The following is a 17,255-nucleotide window of genomic DNA, read 5'->3' as shown; positions in this document are numbered from 1 at the left end:
TCAAAAAATCAGTGCTTTAAATTGGATTGTTAAGAATTAAAGTGGCGTTAGGATAACAAATGAAGCCAGAACTTGGGGTGTGCTATTACCCAGAACATTGGCCGCAAGACACTTGGGCACGCGACGCCGAACGGATGGTGAAAACAGGCTTGAAATGGGTGCGTATCGGCGAATTCGCTTGGTCGCGCTTGGAACAGTTCGAGGGTGTTTTCACATGGGATTGGCTGGATCAAGCGGTCGAGACCTTGGGTGCGGCAGGGCTTGAGGTGGTGATGGGCACGCCGAGTGCCACGCCGCCGCGTTGGGTGTTGGACAAATACCCCGACATGTTGGCGGTGGATGCGCAAGGCCAGCCACGCAAATTCGGCTCGCGGCGTCATTATTGTTTTTCGCATCTGGGCTACCGCGCCGAGGCTGCACGCATGGCAAAAGCCATGGCTGAGCGTTACGGGCGCAATCCCTATGTAACTGCGTGGCAGATCGACAATGAATATGGCTGTCACGAAACAACAGTGTCGTTTTCGCCCGCTGCATTACACGGGTTTCGCGACTGGTTGGCGCAAAAATACCAATCACCGCAGGCCTTGAATACGGCGTGGGGCAATATCTTTTGGTCAATGGAATACGACAGTTTTGATGCGGTCGATTTGCCGAACCTGACGGTGACCGAAGCCAACCCGTCCCATTGGTTGGATTTTCGGCGCTTTACCTCGGATCAGGTCGTAGCGTTCAACCGCGCGCAGGTGGCAGCTATGCGCCCACATACCGATGCGCCGCTTATTCACAATTACATGGGGCGCGTGTTGGACTTTGACCACTTTGATGTTGGCGATGATTTGGAAATTGCCAGTTGGGACAGCTACCCTATGGGTTTTTTGGAACATGTCTTGCAAGAGGAAGATGACGCATGGAAAGCGCAATATGCCAACCATGGTGATCCTGATTTTCAGGGGTTTCACCACGATCTATACCGCGCTGTTGGCAAAGGGCGGTGGTGGATCATGGAACAGCAACCAGGCCCTGTGAACTGGGCGCCGTATAATCCCATTCCGCAAGACGGTATGGTCAAGCTGTGGTCGATGGAAGCCATTGCGCATGGAGCTGAAGTGGTCAGCTATTTCCGTTGGCGCCAAGCACCCTTTGCGCAAGAACAATTGCACGCAGGTCTGTTGCGCCCCGACAGTGTCAACGCGCAAGGCCAGATTGAAGCCCGCGCTGTCTACGACGAATTGCAGATCTTGGGCGAGATCGAGCATGTGGATGCGGATGTGGCAATCGTGTTTGATTACGAAAGCCAATGGGCGTGGGAAATCCAGCCACAAGGGAAGGGGTTTGATTACTTCCGCTTGGTGTTCGAACAATACCGTGCATTGCGCAAACTTGGTTTGAACGTTGATATCTTGCCCGCCAACACCACCGATTTTGGAGCGCGCAAGTTGGTTGTTATTCCCGGTCTTATGGCGTGGAATGACGATTTGCGCGGCGCGATTGAACGCTTCGAGGGGCAAATCATTATCGGGCCGCGCTCTGGCTTGAAAACGCCAGATATGCAAATCCCACGGAGCCTTGGCCCAGATGTTGCGGGGGTCAAAACGGTACGGGTGGCAAGTCTTCGCCCGAATGTGCGTTTGCCTTTGTCAGCGGGCGGGCATGTCATTCGCTGGTATGAAGAGATCGAGGCGGGCCATGTGGTCGAGACCACAGATCAAGGCCATAACATCATGTGCCAAGAGGGACATGTGTCCTATTTGGCGGCTTGGTTGGATCAGGACGCTTATTTGCGTATCTTTGAGGGGCTTTGCGCAGAGGCAGGTATCGTCATCGAAATCTTGCCAGATGGTTTGCGCAAGCGCAGCACCAAAGACCAAGCGCTGTATTTCAACTATTCAAATGTGCCTGTCACGCATGGGGATATGGAATTGGCCTCTGGGTCCTACCTGTGGGTAGAGACCTGAGATCGTTAGGTGACTTAGCAATTCATGTTGGGGGTATTGAGTGGGCATTGAACGGTATAGCGCGTTCAATGCCCCTCGATGCCTCTCGATTTCCCTAGGCCGCGTTTTTACAGATCAATCTGCAAATGCGGCGTGCCGTTGGATGTTTTCTCGGCGGATATGCCCAAAGGCCCCACAGTGCCGCGTATATGTTTGCGCAGGTTTGAAAAGCTGTCAAAGGTGACGACATCCACAGGGTGATCGAGGTCTAAGGACAGGTGAAACCAACCGGGGCGGGTCATTTCAGTTGCAATGACCGTCGCAGTAAAGGGCTGCGACAGGTATTGGCCAGAGACACGCTCGCCAATGGCCCATCCCTGTGGCGGGCGGTTTGAAATGGCGGCAAAAAAACCGTTCCAATCACGATACCCGTATTGATGTGCGATCTGTTCGAGGGCGCTTGCATGGCTGATGGCGCGACCTTGATCGGCCAGATCATTTCGCAACTGTTTGGCCTGCGCTTTGGCTTCAGTCAGTGTTGGTAAGGTGGATGTCATTGGATATCCTCTGATGTGGTGTAAAACAGGCCCCAGCGCAGGCTTTTGCGCCGTGCTGTAATGGCTAAGACAATTAGGGTGAGTACAAGCACCAAGACTTCGGTCACGGGGCTTGCGATCCAGATACCAATTTCGCCCATGCCCGCAGACAGGATAAACGTTAAAGGTATGGCAAATAGATAGGGTTTCGACAGGCCCAAAAGCGCTGCCCGCTTTGCATCGCCTATGGCTTGGAAATGGGCCGAAATCATCATCAATGGCCCTGAGAGCACAAAAGCACTGGTCATAATGGGTAGAATACGCGTGACCTCGGCCACAACCACCGGATCAGGCACAAAGGCCGCGCCAATCCGTGCGGCGAAGACATGCAAAAGGATCTGTAGAACAGCACAGTACAGCCCCGCCACAGTGATCGCCAAGATCAGACTGCGGTTAGACCGCTGCCACAGGCGCGCGCCATAGTTGTTGCCCGTGATCGTCTGCATCGCCAAAGACAGCCCCAGCATGATCAGATAGGCAAAGGTCATCACACGGGTGATAATGCCGTAAGCCGATACAGTGCTCTCATAGTGCGGGGTATCGACCCATTGGAGTGCCGCCATGATCGTGGCAGATCCCAAGGCAAAGCCGATAAACCCCAGACTTTGCGGTGCGCCCAAAGCCAAGATACTGGACCAAGCAGAGGTCAGGCGGTGCTGGCGCAGCGCAGATAGGCGCAAATCCGTTTTGCCGCGCAGACGGAATAGGATGATAATCACTAAAGCCAATGCTTGCGCCAAGGCTGTACCATAAGCCGATCCAGCGACCCCCATGTCCAGCACAGCGATCAGCATATAGTTGAAGGCGATATTGGCCAAAGACACAAGCAGGCTCATAGCCGCCATAAACCCCACACGGCCCTCGTTGCGCAATGTGTCAGAGTGTACGGAGAGGACAAACAGCAGCGGGGAGAGCAAGACAGTGATGCCGATATAGGTGAGGCCCATGGTGGCAAGCGTTTCATTGCCGCCAGAGGCCAAGCGCGATAGAGGCGCACCAAACAGTACAAACAGCACGATAAGGCAGCCACTTGTGAGTAGGGCCAAGCCATGCGCGCCTGTAAAGACGGCACGCGCCTTATCCATCTCAGCGCCGCCTATATGGCGGGCCATAAGGCTGGACATGCCACTAGAGACTAAGGTCGAACAGGCAACGATCAGCATAAAGATGGGAAACATCAATGTGACGGCGGCAAGCGCAAGCGGTCCGACATAGTGACTGAGGAACATTGCGTCCATGACAGACAAAAGCCCGTTCATCGACATGATAAAGATAATAGGAACTGCGGTTTTCGCGTAGGTCGCCCCTAAGGGAGCAGTTAGATACGCATTGGAAGACGTATGAGACATAGCCAAGTGGCCCTCATGCAAAGATCACGCAATTTCAGGACGGGCACCCGCGTTACCATCCGCGCGATATGCGGGGAGGATCACATAGTTTGTCTACGCCAGAACTTCACCAAGACAGAAACGTCAGCGGGTGGCAGGCGTCGGCGGCCTGAGCGGGGAAATAGCTGTCCTGTGTCTCTGCGTCAAGAGGGGCAAGAAGGGGGGGGCGGTGATTGAGCCCCCCAAAACTCTGACTTAGCTCTGACTGGCTGTTTCCATTTGCAAAGCCATCAGGTAGGGCAAGCCAAAGGCGGCTGTTTGGGCCGCTATCGCGATTTGACCCCTTGAGGAGCCCCCTAATGACCATCACTCACCTTGTCACCCATTCCGGCGGCTTTCATGCGGATGAACTTTTGTCCTCTGTTGTGCTCACGCGGCTGTTTCCAGAGGCAGAGCTTTTGCGCACCCGTGATCGTCAGTGGATCACTGCAGGGGACGATAAGATCATCTATGACGTTGGCGGGGCATATGATGCTGCAGCGCAAATCTTTGATCACCACCAACGCCCCGGTCCGCTGCGCGAAGATGAGCAGCCCTATAGCTCATTCGGGTTGATTTGGGCGCATTACGGTCGTGATTACTTGGCCGCGCTGGGCGTGCCTGACGGGGATGTTGAAGCGATCCATACCAAATTTGATGCCAAATTCGTCTTGCCGATTGATCTGTTGGACAACGGCGCGATGGAACCGTCTGTGGCGGGGCCTTTGTCGATCATGACCTTGCCGTCGCTTTTGGGCAGCTTGAAACCCGTGTTTGATGACACATCGCCCACCGCAGATGATGATGCCTTCATGATGGCTTTGCCGATTGCGCGCAGCTTTGTTGAGGCGCAGATCCGCAATCTGGCCGCCAAAGCGCGTGCGCAAAGCATTGTTGTGGCCGCGATTGAAAAGGCTGGAACATCCCCCATTCTCGAGCTGCCTATGGGTATGCCATACCGTTCTGCTTTGGATAAGGCCGAAGCGGATCACATCATGTTTGTGGTCAATCCTCGTGGCGAAGACTGGATGCTGGGTGGGATCAAGTTGTCCAATGAAACCTTCGAGCAACGTGCCGATCTGCCTGCCGCTTGGGCGGGGCTGACAGATGCGAAGCTGGAAGAGGCTTGCGGCGTCAAAGGCGCTAAGTTTTGCCACAACGCGCGCTTTATTGCTGTTGCCAACTCGCGTGAGGCGATCATGCAGATGGCTGATTTGGCGATTTCAGAGCTGGCACGCGATACTGATGATGCGCAAAACCCGTCTGACCAAGGCAGCTAATTTACAACAAAGCGGGGTGCGGCGTGTCTATTTTTAGAGATGCTGCGCTTTGCGAATGATTCGCAATTTTCCGATTTCGTCGATTGGAAACAGGGGCAGAAATAAGGTCAAATGGCCCTTGTTGAGATCAATTTTCGCCTCCAGTTGCGAATATCAGGCCTTTAGTTGCGAATCGTTCGCAACTGCTTGACAAGTTTCAGTGCCTGGCTTTTACAGATGTAGAATTTCATCTGTAGGAGCCATCATGAACACTTCATCTTTTTCCCGAACACTTACGTCCGCAATCGCGCTAAGTGCAGGTTTCGCGCTTATGCCTCACGGTGCTGTGGCTCAAGAACGACTGAAGGTCGTGACCACATTCACCGTTTTAGCAGAGATGGCGCAGAACGTGGCAGGGGATGCGGCAGATATCGTGTCGATCACCAAACCGGGGGCGGAAATCCACGGCTATCAACCCACGCCCCGCGACATTGTACGAGCCTCAGATGCCGATCTGATCTTGTGGAACGGCATGAATTTGGAGCTATGGTTCGAACAGTTTTTAAGCAACCTCGGCGATATTCCATCAGCCACATTGACCGACGGGATCGAGCCCATCTCAATTGCCGCTGGCGCTTATGAGGGCAAAGCCAACCCTCATGCTTGGATGGGGTTGGACAATGCGTTGATTTATGTTGACAATATCGCGGCAGCTTTGTCTTTAAATGATCCCGATAATTCTTTGATTTATCTTAACAATGCTGCTGAGTACAAAGATGAAATTCGTGCCACGATTGCGCCGCTCAAAACCCTGCTAGAGACACTGCCAGACGACAAACGCTGGCTTGTCACCTGTGAAGGTGCGTTCAGTTACTTGGCGCGAGATTTTGGCTTGAAAGAACTCTACCTTTGGCCAATGAATGCAGATCAAACAGGCACACCGCAACAGGTGCGCAGCGTGATTGATGGTGTGCGTGACAATGATATTCCCGTGGTGTTTTGTGAAAGTACGGTCAACACGTCGCCCGCCAAACAGGTCGCTCGCGAAACCGGTGCGCGTTACGGTGGTGAGCTTTACGTTGATAGCCTAAGTGCCGCAGATGGACCGGTGCCGACCTATCTTGATCTGCTGCGTGTTACCGCGCAAACTGTGGTGAATGGCCTGACAGACCAAGGCCAATAAAACGCACTGAATTTAAAGCCTGATAAAAAGACAGATATTTTCAAAAGGACGCCCCCCGTGACACAGCCCCAGTCTCTCCTGAACTCGTCTACAAGCGGCGGTATTATGGCGCGCGATGTGACGGTTACGTATCGTAACGGCCATATGGCGCTGCATGATGCAAGTTTCGAAATCCCGCGCGGGACGATTACGGCACTTGTTGGCGTGAACGGCGCGGGGAAATCGACCTTGTTCAAGGCGATCATGGGGTTCGTTCCTGCTGCAAATGGTGAAATTCGGTTGCTCGGCAAAACGGTGAAAGACGCTTTGCGCGAAAACCTTGTGGCCTATGTGCCGCAAGCCGAAGAGGTCGATTGGGCTTTCCCTGTACTTGTCGAAGATGTGGTGATGATGGGCCGTTATGGTCACATGGGGTTTTTGCGCCATGCACGCAAAGCTGATCATGCCGCCGTCGATGAGGCGTTGCGCCGTGTGAATATGCTCGACTTTCGCAAGCGTCAGATTGGCGAACTGTCAGGCGGGCAACGCAAACGGGTGTTCTTGGCCCGCGCTTTGGCCCAAGACGGTCAGGTGATTTTGCTGGACGAGCCTTTTACAGGTGTCGATGTGAAGACCGAAGAGCAAATCATTACGCTCTTGCGCGAGTTACGCGATGAAGGGCGGGTGATGTTGGTTTCGACGCATAACCTTGGGTCTGTCCCAGAGTTTTGTGATCGCACTGTTTTGGTCAAAGGCACAGTGCTGGCTTACGGCACCACAGAAGAGGTCTTTACCCATGACAATCTTGAGCGCGCTTTTGGCGGTGTTTTGCGGCACTTTACCTTGGGGGGAACGGAACTGCATGACGATGACGACACCCGCGAGGTGCGTATCATCACCGACGACGAGCGGCCTTTCGTGATGTATGGCGATAAATCAGACGCAGCCAAAGAAGATGCGCTATGATTGATCTGTTGTTGGAACCTTTCAGTTATAGTTACATGTTCAACGCGATGTGGGTTTCTGCCCTTGTTGGCGGTGTTTGCGCTTTTTTGTCGTCATATCTGATGCTTAAAGGCTGGTCTTTGATCGGCGATGCGCTTAGCCACTCTGTTGTTCCAGGTGTGGCCGGCGCCTATATGCTGGGCTTGCCCTTTGCTTTGGGTGCTTTTGTGGCGGGGGGATTGGCCGCCGCCGCGATGTTGTTTTTGTCTGAACGTTCGGGGTTGAAAATTGATGTGATCATCGGGATTATTTTCACCTCTTTCTTTGGGCTTGGCCTGTTTATGGTGTCGATGTCGCCCATGTCGGTAAGCATCCAGACCATCATTATGGGCAATATTTTGGCCATCACGCCTGAGGACACGCTGCAATTGGCGATCATCGGCGTGATCTGTTTGGTCGTGCTTTTGGCCAAGTGGAAAGACCTGATGGTGACATTTTTCGACGAAACCCATGCGCGGTCCATCGGGTTAAAGCCTGAGCTGTTGAAGGTTGTGTTCTTCATGTTGTTGTCGGCGGCGATTGTGGCCGCGATGATGACCGTGGGCGCGTTTTTGGTGATCGCTTTGGTGGTCACACCTGGGGCCACGGCTTATTTGCTGTGCGACCGGTTTCCACGCCTGATCGCGCTGTCCGTGTTCATTGGGGCCGCGACCTGTTTCATCGGGGCTTATATCAGTTATTTCTTGGATGGGGCCACGGGCGGGATCATCGTTGTGTTGCAAACAGCTGTGTTTTTGATCGCTTTTGTGTTCGCGCCCAAGCATGGCATTTTGGCCAGCAAACGCATCGCACGCGAGGCCATCGCGTCTAAATCTGCAGTGATGAAGGGAGATGCGAAATGATAGATATTCTGTTGCAGCCGTTTCAATTCACCTTCATGCAAAACGCCTTTTGGATCATCATTTTGATCGCTCCGCCGACAGCATTGTTGTCGTGTTTTCTTGTGCTCAAAGGCTGGGCCTTGATGGGCGATGCCGTCAGTCACGCGACCCTGCCGGGGATCGTTTTGGCTTGGATTTTAGGGCTGCCGCTGATTGTCGGAGCTTTTGTCGCGGGCATGGCCTGCGCTGTTGCCACGGGGTATCTCTCTGACCACAGCCGCGTGAAAAAAGACACCGTGATGGGGGTCGTGTTTTCGGGCATGTTCGGACTTGGCATCATCATGTACACTTCGATCACCACCAACGAGCACCTCGATCATGTGTTGTTTGGCAATATGCTGGGCGTTGGGTCGCAAGATTTATGGACGGCGGGAATCATCGGTGCTTTTGTGACCCTGCTTTTGGGGCTGAAATGGCGTGATCTATTGTTGCACGCCTTTGATCCTGCGCAAGCGCAGGCCTCGGGGTTGAACACCAATTTTCTGCACTACGGCCTGTTGGCGGCCTTATCGTTGACCATCGTCGCCACGCTCAGCGCCGTTGGGCTGATTTTGGCGGTGGCCTTGCTGGTCACACCGGGGGCGATTGCGTTCTTGGTTGCCCGCAGTTTCGCGCCGATGATGTTCGTGTCTATGGCCGCTTGCACCTTTGCGATGTTCGCTGGCACCTATGTCAGTTTTTATCTAGACAGCTCGCCCGCGCCGACGATTGTGTTGATCTTGACGCTGCTGTTCATCATCGCCTTTGTGCGCCGGATGCGGATCACGCGGCGGATGTCGCGGCGTGCGGCACTGGCTGATCATGCGGTGTGAGTGGGGATATCCTTAGTTTATTGTTAAAAAAGCGCCATAACGCTGTCATGCGAGGTTTAAAGTAAATGCCTAAAAGGGCACCTGTATTCGATTGAGAATGCTTTTTTGAAGGTGTCATCATGGTTGAAATTAATCCGGTTGCATTTGTTTTGGGCTGTCTTTTGGAGCCATCTAAATCAGGTATACGGTCATTATTGCGACGCGCATTTAGGCGCGTTGTATGATATCCTGAATGTCTGGCGTCAGTCAGATTATTGATAATATGCTTATTTTAAAGGTTATTGTTTTAACTTTTATGCTTGGGGTTGAGGGTTTTAATACCTGATATAAAAAATCAGGATTGACATGCCTTATGGAAAAAGTCAGATACAGCATCACACATATAGTGGCGATGCTGGTGGTGAATGTTTGAAGGCCTATGGGCTGTAAATCTTCGAAGCTCGCGCGCCAAAATCTAAAGCCGAGATCGAGGACCAAACATGAAACGCATGATGACCGCTTTCGCCGTGGCAGCTTTGCCCGTCGCTCCCGCCCTTGCTGGCCCAGCAGAGGTTTTGACCACCTACGCCAATATCGCCGAAGCCTCTTACGGTGACAGCCTGACCTCAGCCCAAGCTTTGCGCGCTGCCATCGATACGCTGATTTCCGATCCGTCCGAGGTTTCTTTGGCCGCTGCAAAAGCTGCTTGGATCCAAGCCCGCGTGCCGTATCAACAAACCGAAGTCTTCCGGTTCGGCAATCCGATTGTTGATGATTGGGAAGGCAAAGTGAACGCTTGGCCTTTGGACGAGGGCTTGATCGACTACGTTGATGCAGCTTACGGCGGCGCGACAGATGAAAACGAATTTGCAGCACTCAACGTGATTGCAAACCCAATGTTCACACTGTCTGGTGTTGATATTGATGCGACTGATATTACACCTGAGTTGATCGGTGAAACACTGCACGAAGCGGATGAGGTCGAATCCAACGTCGCGTCTGGCTATCACGCAATTGAATTTTTGCTTTGGGGCCAAGACCTGAACGGCACAAACCACGGTGCGGGCAATCGTCCGTTTACAGATTACGCGACCGGCGATGACTGCACCAACGGCAACTGTGATCGTCGCGGCGCGTATTTGTCGGCTGCCGCTGATTTGCTCGTGTCCGATCTTGAATACATGACCGCGCAATGGGGCGCTGAGGGCGAAGCCCGTGCGGCTGTCACGGCTGATCCGAAAGCGGGCATCACAGCGATCCTGACCGGTATGGGATCATTGTCTTACGGCGAACAAGCGGGCGAGCGCATGAAGCTTGGCGTTATGTTGAACGACCCAGAAGAAGAGCATGATTGTTTCTCAGACAACACTCACAACTCGCATTTCTACGATGGCCTTGGCATCCGCAACGTCTTTGTTGGTGAATATGTGTCTGGATCAGGCAACACAGTCAGCGGCGAAAGCTTGCAAGATTTGTTGGTCGCAACTGACCCTGCCGTGGCTGCAGAATTGACCTCCGCGATTGATGCGACAATGTCCGAACTTGGTCAGATCAAATCGGCGGCTGAAGCTGGTTTTTCATACGACCAAATGCTTGAACGCGGCAATGCTGCGGGCGAAGAATTGATCTTGTCAGCTGTTGATGCACTTGTCGCTCAAACACGGTCAATTGAACGTGCTGTTGCGGTTCTTGACGTGGACGGTGTGGGGATCGAAGGCTCTGACAGCCTTGACGATCCTGATGCGGTTTTCGAATAAACGCAGCTGACAAAAAACGGCATAGGCGGGGGGCTTCGCCTATGCACAACACTTTTATGGGTGTAAGCGTGATCTTTCACGTAAATATTTGCAAGGATAGCGATAATGGCACGCAGCAGTTCATTCTTCGTCCCCAGCTCTACCGTTTCAGTACTCGCAATTTCGCTTGGCTGCGCCATGCCATTTGCGAGCGGGGCCAGCTCTGAGGTGCCGAAGGTCGGCGAGCCGTATTTGTCTGTCGTGCCGCGCACCGAAGCTGAAGCGCAGCGTATTAAAGCCGCCACCGCGCCGACAACGGATTTTTCGAAAGCAGAAAAGTTTGAGGAAAATTCCGCCGGCAAAGCAACGACCCGTGCTCGCACGGATCATGATGCCTTTTCGCAATCCTCAGAGTCCTTGAGTTTTGAACATGAATTGGACTTTAAGCTTGGCAACGGGTTGTTCAAAAAGCTCTGGGTGTCATCGCCATCCTCCACTTTGGCCTCTGACGGTTTGGGGCCGGTCTACAATGCACGCTCTTGTCAGCGCTGCCATCTGAAAGACGGGCGCGGGCACACGCCTGAGGGCGCGGACGACAGCCGCGTGTCGATGTTCTTGCGCCTCTCTGTGCCAACGCCAGACGACGTGCCATTGACTGAGATCGAAGCCTATTTGGCCGCTCTTGATGGCGATTCCGCCACGCCGCGCACTGCGCCCGAACCGACTTATGGGGGCCAGCTGCAAGATTTGGCGATCCAAGGCCACGCCGCTGAGGCGCAAATGGATGTCAGCTATGTTGAGCAACCTATCGCGTTGTCAGATGGTGAAACAGCAAGCCTGCGGGTGCCAAGCTATCGCATGACCAACGCGGGTTATGGTGACTTTGCCCCCGATGTTCAAATCTCGCCCCGTGTCGCGCCCCCCATGATCGGACTTGGTCTGGTGGAAGCCATTCCTGTGGCCGATATTTTGGCCCGTGAAGATGCAGAAGACGCCGATGGCGACGGTATTTCAGGGCGCGCGCAGGTGGTCTGGTCCAGTGAATTTAACACGCCTATTTTGGGGCGCTTTGGTTGGAAAGCCGGCCACGGCACGGTGATTGAACAGTCCGCTGATGCCTTTGCTGGCGATATCGGCATTTCGTCGCCTCTAGCGCCGCGTCCTTTTGGAGATTGCACGCAAGCGCAAACCGAATGTCTGGCGGCTGTACATGGCGATAATGATGAACGCGGTGATGAAATCGACGCTGAAGGCCTTGATTTGGTTGCTTTCTACTCGCGGAATTTGGCCGTACCTGCACGGCGTGACGTCGATGATCCGCAGGTCTTGCACGGCAAAGAGGTGTTCTACAACATCGGTTGCGCGTCTTGTCATACGCCGAAATACGTGACCCATCGCCTAGAGGACGACAGCAGCAAAGCGCAGAGCTTTCAATTGATTTGGCCCTATTCCGATTTTCTCTTGCATGACATGGGCGAGGGGTTGGCAGATGGTCGACCAGAGCTACGCGCAACCGGGTCTGAATGGCGCACGCCACCGCTTTGGGGCATTGGTTTGACTGAGCAGGTATCAGGGCACACGCAATTTTTACATGACGGGCGCGCGCGTTCATTGTTAGAAGCTGTGCTGTGGCATGGTGGCGAGGCTGAAAGCGCTCGCGATACCGTGGTGGACATGCCAAGTGAAGACCGCGCGGCACTGATCCGCTTTTTAGAAAGCCTATGATGATGACATCTTTTGTTCAAATAACGCTCAAGTCGCTTGCGGCATCTGTTGTCTTATTTACAGGCGGTGGCGCATATGCTGGCCCGCAAGCGGATGCTGTGGTGCGCGTTGTGACGCAGCATGCCGTTCCTGCGGTTTTGAACTTTTCGGCGCAAACCAAAGCCCTTGAGGTTGCTGCGAAATCTGATTGCACAGCAGGCGCACTTGTGCCTGCCTATAACGCAGGGTTCGATGCGTGGATGGGGTTGCAACACCTGAACATCGGACCTGTCGAAGCCGATGCACGCGGGCTGACAATTGCGTTTTGGCCTGACAAAAAAGGCATGATCCCCAAAACGCTTTCTTCTCTCATCGTAGGTCAAGATGCAGCTGTGGCAGACGCTGATGAATTTGCCCATGTGTCAATCGCGGCGCGTGGCCTTTTTGCCTTAGAATACATGCTCTTCGACGATGAATTTAATGCTTATGAACAAGGCAGCTATTCTTGTGAATTGGTACAAGCTATCACCCACGACTTGGCACAAACAGCAGATCATATCGCTGGCGAATGGACCCGCGAAGACGGGTTCGCCGCAACTTTGACCACGGCAGGTGCGCAAGGCAATCAGCGCTATTTATCCGAGACAGAAGCGGCGCAGGCGCTTTACACCATGCTGCTGACGGGGTTGGAAAATTCCGCAGAGCAACGCATCGGTCGCCCCCTTGGCAGTTTCGAAAAACCGCGTCCTAAACGTGCAGAGGCCTATCGGTCAGGGCGCTCCGCGCGCAACGTGATGCTGTCCGTGCAAGCTGCACGTGAGTTCGTCGTCGCAATGGCGCCAGAGACCCCGACACATACCCTTGAAGTTTTGGACGATGTTTTGGCCAAATTGCAGGATTTGGACGATCCGACGTTCGCTTCGGTGGAGGATCCCATGGGCCGCCTCAAGATCGAAATAATCGCGCAGCGCATTGAGGCAGCAACAGATTCTATAGCAAATGATATCGGCGTACCTTTGGGCATTTCAGCAGGGTTCAACGCCTCAGACGGAGATTGATATGACCTCTCGTCGTGGATTTTTACTTGGGATAGCAGCCGCCAGCCTGACGCCTCGGTTGACTTGGGCGGATGCTGGCAGTCCTGCGTATTTAGGGGCGGCGCGTGATCAAAACGGTGATTTCGCGCTTTATGGCCTGAGCGCCGAGGCGCAAATCGTGTTTCGTGTGGGCCTTCCTGCGCGCGGACATGCCGCCGCAGCTCATCCAACGCGGCCCGAGGCCGTGGGGTTTGCCCGCAGACCTGGCACTTACGCGCTCGTGATTGACTGTGCCAATGGTCAGGTCACGCATAAATTGCAAGCCCCCAAGGGGCGGCATTTCATGGGGCACGGGGTATTCGTTCAAGGCGGCGATATCTTGGTCACCACAGAAAACAACTATGCTGAATCGAAAGGCTGTTTGGGGCTGTGGCAGCGCAGCAAAGGTTACGTGCGGATCGGCGAAGTTGACAGCCACGGCATCGGCCCGCACGATATTCGGGTAATGTCCGACGGTACGCTGGTGGTCGCAAATGGTGGCATTCTCACCCATCCAGATCATGGCGAGGGACGCGATAAGCTGAACCTTGAGACAATGCAGCCGTCCTTGGCCTATCTGACGTCAGAGTTTTCGCTGCAAGAACAGCATATCTTGTCTGAAGATCTGCATCACGCCTCGATCCGCCATCTTTCGGTGGCCGATGATCATGTCGGGTTTGCGATGCAGTGGCAGGGCGATCCCTTTGACATCGTGCCATTGCTCGGACTGCATAAACGGGGCGCTGATCCGATCTTGTTCGAGGCACCTTTGGCCGATCAATTGTCGATGAAAGCCTACGCCAGCTCCATCGCCTTCAATGGTGCAGGGACAGAGTTGGCGATTACTTCATCGAGAGGTGGGCGTATCCATAGGTTTGCAACGGATGGTCAGTTTATCTCCGCTGTGTCGCGCACAGATGTTAGCGGGCTGGCCTCGAAAGGTGACGGATATCTGGCCTCTGACGGGCAGGGGGCTTTGCTATCGATTGAGGCGGACAGCCACCTGCTGAATAAGACGGCTGGTTTGGCTTGGGATAATCACCTTGTGTCTTTGCCTTTATTGGGATGAAGTGACGGCATGAAAAAGCAAATGTGGAACGTGAAAACGCCGTTTTTTCGCCCTATGTGGCGCAGGGCTCTGGCCTGCTTGGTCTGCCTTGTTTGGGCGGGGGTAGAGTTGGCCTATGGCAACAATATATTTGGCGCGCTCTTCTTGGGCGCTGGGGGCTATCTGGTGTATCAGTTTTTTATCACCTTCAACCCTGAGGATTACACGGCACCGCCGGAATCATAATCGGGCGCAGGATTTTGATCGCTCAAGTGTCATTTGAGTGGCTGTTTCCAGTGCTGAAGGGGGCGAGTCGGCATTTTAATTAAATTTTGTTGAAATTTGATGCAATGCGGCAACATGCCTTGTGCCATTACCACTCTGACCTTAGCTGTGCCGTGAAATAGGGTGGTGGGGCGTGTTTATAACTTTTTGTATTTAAAGGTATAATATCATTTTAGTCCAAAAGTTTCGTTATCGGTTTGCACTGACTTGAAAAACGAAAGATCATGGCACAGATACAAGACTTCAGGCGCACTTGCAGCTTCTCGATGGTCTTAATAAGATTCGAGTAATACTTCCGCGCTAACCATCAAAAAAGACAGATAAGAGGCAGGGACCGATGAGAGACCCAATTGACACATACATGAATACGCTCGTTCCGATGGTGGTCGAACAGACCAGTCGCGGTGAACGTGCCTACGATATTTTCTCGCGCCTGCTCAAAGAGCGCATCATTTTTCTAAACGGCCCTGTGCATGACGGTATGTCATCACTGATCTGTGCACAGCTGTTGTTTCTTGAGGCGGAAAACCCGTCCAAGGAAATTTCTATGTATATCAACAGCCCAGGCGGCGTTGTGACCTCTGGTCTGTCGATCTATGACACCATGCAGTACATCCGTCCAAAGGTGTCGACTTTGGTTATGGGCCAAGCGGCGTCTATGGGGTCATTGCTATTGACGGCTGGCGAAAAGGGTATGCGGTTCTCGCTGCCAAATTCACGCGTTATGGTGCACCAGCCTTCTGGTGGTTACCAAGGTCAAGCCACGGATATCATGATCCATGCGCAAGAAACCCAAAAACTCAAAGACCGTTTGAACGAAATTTATGTCAAACATACCGGTCAAAAAATGAAAGCTGTTGTGGATGCGCTTGAGCGCGATAACTTTATGTCGCCTCAGGATGCCAAAGATTTCGGTTTGATCGATGATATCGTCGAAACACGCGAACCGCTCGCAGAGAAAGTCTAGCATTTTGTCATTCTGCCCAAGTGTAACGCTTGGGCAGGATTTTGGCATTGTGCCCACATATACGCTGCCTTACACTTTCATGTAACGGGCAAACTGATTGGCCTTTGTTTGGGCCAATTTTACGGAATTAAAAGGCGATCAGCCTTAGGGGATTGTAATGTCGAACTCGTCCAGTGGTGACAGCAAAAATACGCTCTATTGTTCTTTTTGTGGCAAAAGCCAACATGAAGTGCGCAAGCTCATCGCGGGACCTACCGTGTTCATCTGTGATGAATGCGTTGAACTGTGTATGGATATCATTCGTGAAGAAACCAAATCATCTGGTTTAAAAGCTTCCGAAGGTGTGCCATCCCCCAAAGAAATCTCTGGGTTCCTAGATGATTACGTGATCGGTCAGGCGACAGCCAAACGCGTGCTGTCTGTCGCTGTTCACAACCACTACAAACGTCTTAATCACGCCAGCAGTGGTGCAGGTGATATCGAATTGTCCAAATCCAACATCTTGCTGATGGGGCCAACAGGCTGTGGTAAAACACTGCTTGCTCAAACCCTTGCGCGTATTCTTGATGTGCCTTTCACCATGGCTGATGCGACGACCCTGACAGAGGCCGGCTATGTCGGTGAGGATGTCGAAAACATTATCCTCAAACTGCTTCAAGCGTCTGAATACAATGTTGAGCGCGCGCAGCGCGGCATCGTGTACATTGATGAAGTCGATAAAATCACCCGTAAATCGGACAACCCGTCCATCACGCGCGATGTGTCTGGCGAAGGTGTTCAGCAAGCCTTGTTGAAAATCATGGAAGGCACTGTTGCCTCTGTTCCACCTCAGGGTGGCCGCAAGCATCCGCAGCAAGAGTTTTTGCAAGTGGACACGACCAATATTTTGTTCATCTGTGGCGGCGCCTTCGCGGGGCTTGATCGCATCATCGCGCAGCGCGGTAAGGGCACATCCATCGGCTTTGGTGCTGATGTGAAAGAATCTGAAAACCTCGGCGCAGGTGAATTGCTTGGTGAGCTTGAACCAGAAGATTTGCTGAAATTTGGTCTGATTCCAGAATTTGTGGGGCGTCTGCCTGTTCTTGCTACTCTGGAAGACCTCGATGAATCCGCTTTGATCACGATTTTGACGCAGCCTAAAAATGCTTTGGTCAAACAGTATCAGCGCTTGTTCGAGCTTGAGAAAACCAAACTGACTTTCACCGAAGATTCGCTGTCCGCAATTGCCAAGCGCGCGATTGAACGCAAAACAGGTGCGCGCGGTCTTCGGTCTATCTTGGAAGACATCTTGCTCGACACGATGTTTGATTTGCCTGGAATGGACAATGTCAGCGAAGTTGTGGTGAACGAGGAAGCGGTAAACACCGAAGCACAACCTTTGATGATCTATTCAAAAGAAGACGTTAAAGAAGCAAGCGCAGGCTAAGTCTGGCTGGCGGCGAAA

Annotated in this window: 15 protein-coding genes; 13 read left to right on the top strand and 2 right to left on the bottom strand. The window is 53.0% G+C overall.

The genetic code is table 11. From position 1 onward, the window contains the following. Positions 1-59: 59 nt before the first annotated feature. Positions 60-1,955: a beta-galactosidase gene (locus KO503_RS05310; protein WP_215990528.1), complete on the top strand. Its 1,896-nt coding sequence runs from the start codon at positions 60-62 to the stop codon at positions 1,953-1,955. 107 nt (positions 1,956-2,062) lie between these two features. Here KO503_RS05310 and KO503_RS05305 read toward each other — a convergent pair whose 3' ends face one another. Both KO503_RS05305 and KO503_RS05300 read right to left on the bottom strand, forming a co-directional pair. Beyond that, a complete protein-coding gene (locus KO503_RS05305; protein WP_215990527.1) occupies positions 2,063-2,491 on the bottom strand; it encodes a glyoxalase superfamily protein in 429 nt (142 codons plus the stop codon). Then, positions 2,488-3,879: an MATE family efflux transporter gene (locus tag KO503_RS05300; RefSeq protein WP_215990526.1), complete on the bottom strand. Its 1,392-nt coding sequence runs from the start codon at positions 3,877-3,879 to the stop codon at positions 2,488-2,490. The genes KO503_RS05305 and KO503_RS05300 overlap by 4 nt, the downstream gene beginning before the upstream one ends. Before the next feature lie 338 nt (positions 3,880-4,217). On the opposite strand from KO503_RS05300, the gene KO503_RS05295 reads away from it, so the two are divergent. From KO503_RS05295 to clpX, 12 genes are all read left to right on the top strand, one after another. Continuing rightward, a complete protein-coding gene (locus tag KO503_RS05295) occupies positions 4,218-5,177 on the top strand; it encodes an MYG1 family protein (protein WP_215990525.1) in 960 nt (319 codons plus the stop codon). Positions 5,178-5,421: 244 nt separating this feature from the next. Next, positions 5,422-6,339 carry a metal ABC transporter substrate-binding protein gene (locus tag KO503_RS05290; protein WP_215990524.1) on the top strand — a complete coding sequence of 306 codons (918 nt, stop codon included), beginning with the start codon at positions 5,422-5,424 and terminating at the stop codon, positions 6,337-6,339. Positions 6,340-6,444: 105 nt separating this feature from the next. Continuing rightward, positions 6,445-7,284 carry a manganese/iron ABC transporter ATP-binding protein gene (locus KO503_RS05285; protein WP_215943822.1) on the top strand — a complete coding sequence of 280 codons (840 nt, stop codon included), beginning with the start codon at positions 6,445-6,447 and terminating at the stop codon, positions 7,282-7,284. Next, positions 7,281-8,165, top strand: a complete 885-nt coding sequence (locus KO503_RS05280; RefSeq protein ID WP_215990523.1) for a metal ABC transporter permease — start codon at positions 7,281-7,283, stop codon at positions 8,163-8,165. Before KO503_RS05285 ends, KO503_RS05280 begins: the two co-directional genes overlap by 4 nt. Then, the gene (locus KO503_RS05275) at positions 8,162-9,016 is read left to right on the top strand and encodes a metal ABC transporter permease (protein WP_215990522.1); all 855 of its coding nucleotides are present in this window, start codon (positions 8,162-8,164) and stop codon (positions 9,014-9,016) included. The genes KO503_RS05280 and KO503_RS05275 overlap by 4 nt, the downstream gene beginning before the upstream one ends. A 479-nt stretch (positions 9,017-9,495) precedes the next feature. Beyond that, complete coding sequence (locus tag KO503_RS05270; protein WP_215990521.1) at positions 9,496-10,752, top strand: imelysin family protein; 1,257 nt, start codon at positions 9,496-9,498, stop codon at positions 10,750-10,752. 177 nt (positions 10,753-10,929) lie between these two features. After that, positions 10,930-12,456 carry a di-heme oxidoredictase family protein gene (locus tag KO503_RS05265; protein WP_215990948.1) on the top strand — a complete coding sequence of 509 codons (1,527 nt, stop codon included), beginning with the start codon at positions 10,930-10,932 and terminating at the stop codon, positions 12,454-12,456. Beyond that, entirely contained in the window at positions 12,453-13,493 is a 1,041-nt protein-coding gene (locus tag KO503_RS05260; protein WP_215990520.1) for an imelysin family protein, read from the top strand. Before KO503_RS05265 ends, KO503_RS05260 begins: the two co-directional genes overlap by 4 nt. A 1-nt stretch (position 13,494) precedes the next feature. After that, complete coding sequence (locus KO503_RS05255; RefSeq protein ID WP_215990519.1) at positions 13,495-14,580, top strand: DUF1513 domain-containing protein; 1,086 nt, start codon at positions 13,495-13,497, stop codon at positions 14,578-14,580. 9 nt (positions 14,581-14,589) lie between these two features. Next, positions 14,590-14,805, top strand: a complete 216-nt coding sequence (locus KO503_RS05250) for a hypothetical protein (RefSeq protein WP_252730952.1) — start codon at positions 14,590-14,592, stop codon at positions 14,803-14,805. A gap of 376 nt (positions 14,806-15,181) precedes the next feature. Next, positions 15,182-15,811: an ATP-dependent Clp protease proteolytic subunit gene (locus KO503_RS05245; RefSeq protein ID WP_215990518.1), complete on the top strand. Its 630-nt coding sequence runs from the start codon at positions 15,182-15,184 to the stop codon at positions 15,809-15,811. A gap of 157 nt (positions 15,812-15,968) precedes the next feature. Next, the gene (gene clpX / locus KO503_RS05240) at positions 15,969-17,237 is read left to right on the top strand and encodes an ATP-dependent Clp protease ATP-binding subunit ClpX (RefSeq protein ID WP_215990517.1); all 1,269 of its coding nucleotides are present in this window, start codon (positions 15,969-15,971) and stop codon (positions 17,235-17,237) included. Positions 17,238-17,255: the final 18 nt, after the last annotated feature.

Source organism: Pacificibacter marinus (genome assembly GCF_018860505.1).
Classification (GTDB): Bacteria; Pseudomonadota; Alphaproteobacteria; order Rhodobacterales; family Rhodobacteraceae; genus Celeribacter; species Celeribacter marinus_B.
Note: the sequence above shows the minus strand (reverse complement) of the source record. Positions and strands in the feature narration are given on the sequence as shown.

Coding starts and splice junctions, on each gene's coding strand:
- KO503_RS05310 (WP_215990528.1), top strand. CDS start 60: ATGAAGCCAGAACTTGGGGTGTGCTATTACCCAGAACATTGGCCGCAA.
- KO503_RS05305 (WP_215990527.1), bottom strand. CDS start 2,491: ATGACATCCACCTTACCAACACTGACTGAAGCCAAAGCGCAGGCCAAA.
- KO503_RS05300 (WP_215990526.1), bottom strand. CDS start 3,879: ATGTCTCATACGTCTTCCAATGCGTATCTAACTGCTCCCTTAGGGGCG.
- KO503_RS05295 (WP_215990525.1), top strand. CDS start 4,218: ATGACCATCACTCACCTTGTCACCCATTCCGGCGGCTTTCATGCGGAT.
- KO503_RS05290 (WP_215990524.1), top strand. CDS start 5,422: ATGAACACTTCATCTTTTTCCCGAACACTTACGTCCGCAATCGCGCTA.
- KO503_RS05285 (WP_215943822.1), top strand. CDS start 6,445: ATGGCGCGCGATGTGACGGTTACGTATCGTAACGGCCATATGGCGCTG.
- KO503_RS05280 (WP_215990523.1), top strand. CDS start 7,281: ATGATTGATCTGTTGTTGGAACCTTTCAGTTATAGTTACATGTTCAAC.
- KO503_RS05275 (WP_215990522.1), top strand. CDS start 8,162: ATGATAGATATTCTGTTGCAGCCGTTTCAATTCACCTTCATGCAAAAC.
- KO503_RS05270 (WP_215990521.1), top strand. CDS start 9,496: ATGAAACGCATGATGACCGCTTTCGCCGTGGCAGCTTTGCCCGTCGCT.
- KO503_RS05265 (WP_215990948.1), top strand. CDS start 10,930: ATGCCATTTGCGAGCGGGGCCAGCTCTGAGGTGCCGAAGGTCGGCGAG.
- KO503_RS05260 (WP_215990520.1), top strand. CDS start 12,453: ATGATGATGACATCTTTTGTTCAAATAACGCTCAAGTCGCTTGCGGCA.
- KO503_RS05255 (WP_215990519.1), top strand. CDS start 13,495: ATGACCTCTCGTCGTGGATTTTTACTTGGGATAGCAGCCGCCAGCCTG.
- KO503_RS05250 (WP_252730952.1), top strand. CDS start 14,590: ATGAAAAAGCAAATGTGGAACGTGAAAACGCCGTTTTTTCGCCCTATG.
- KO503_RS05245 (WP_215990518.1), top strand. CDS start 15,182: ATGAGAGACCCAATTGACACATACATGAATACGCTCGTTCCGATGGTG.
- clpX (WP_215990517.1), top strand. CDS start 15,969: ATGTCGAACTCGTCCAGTGGTGACAGCAAAAATACGCTCTATTGTTCT.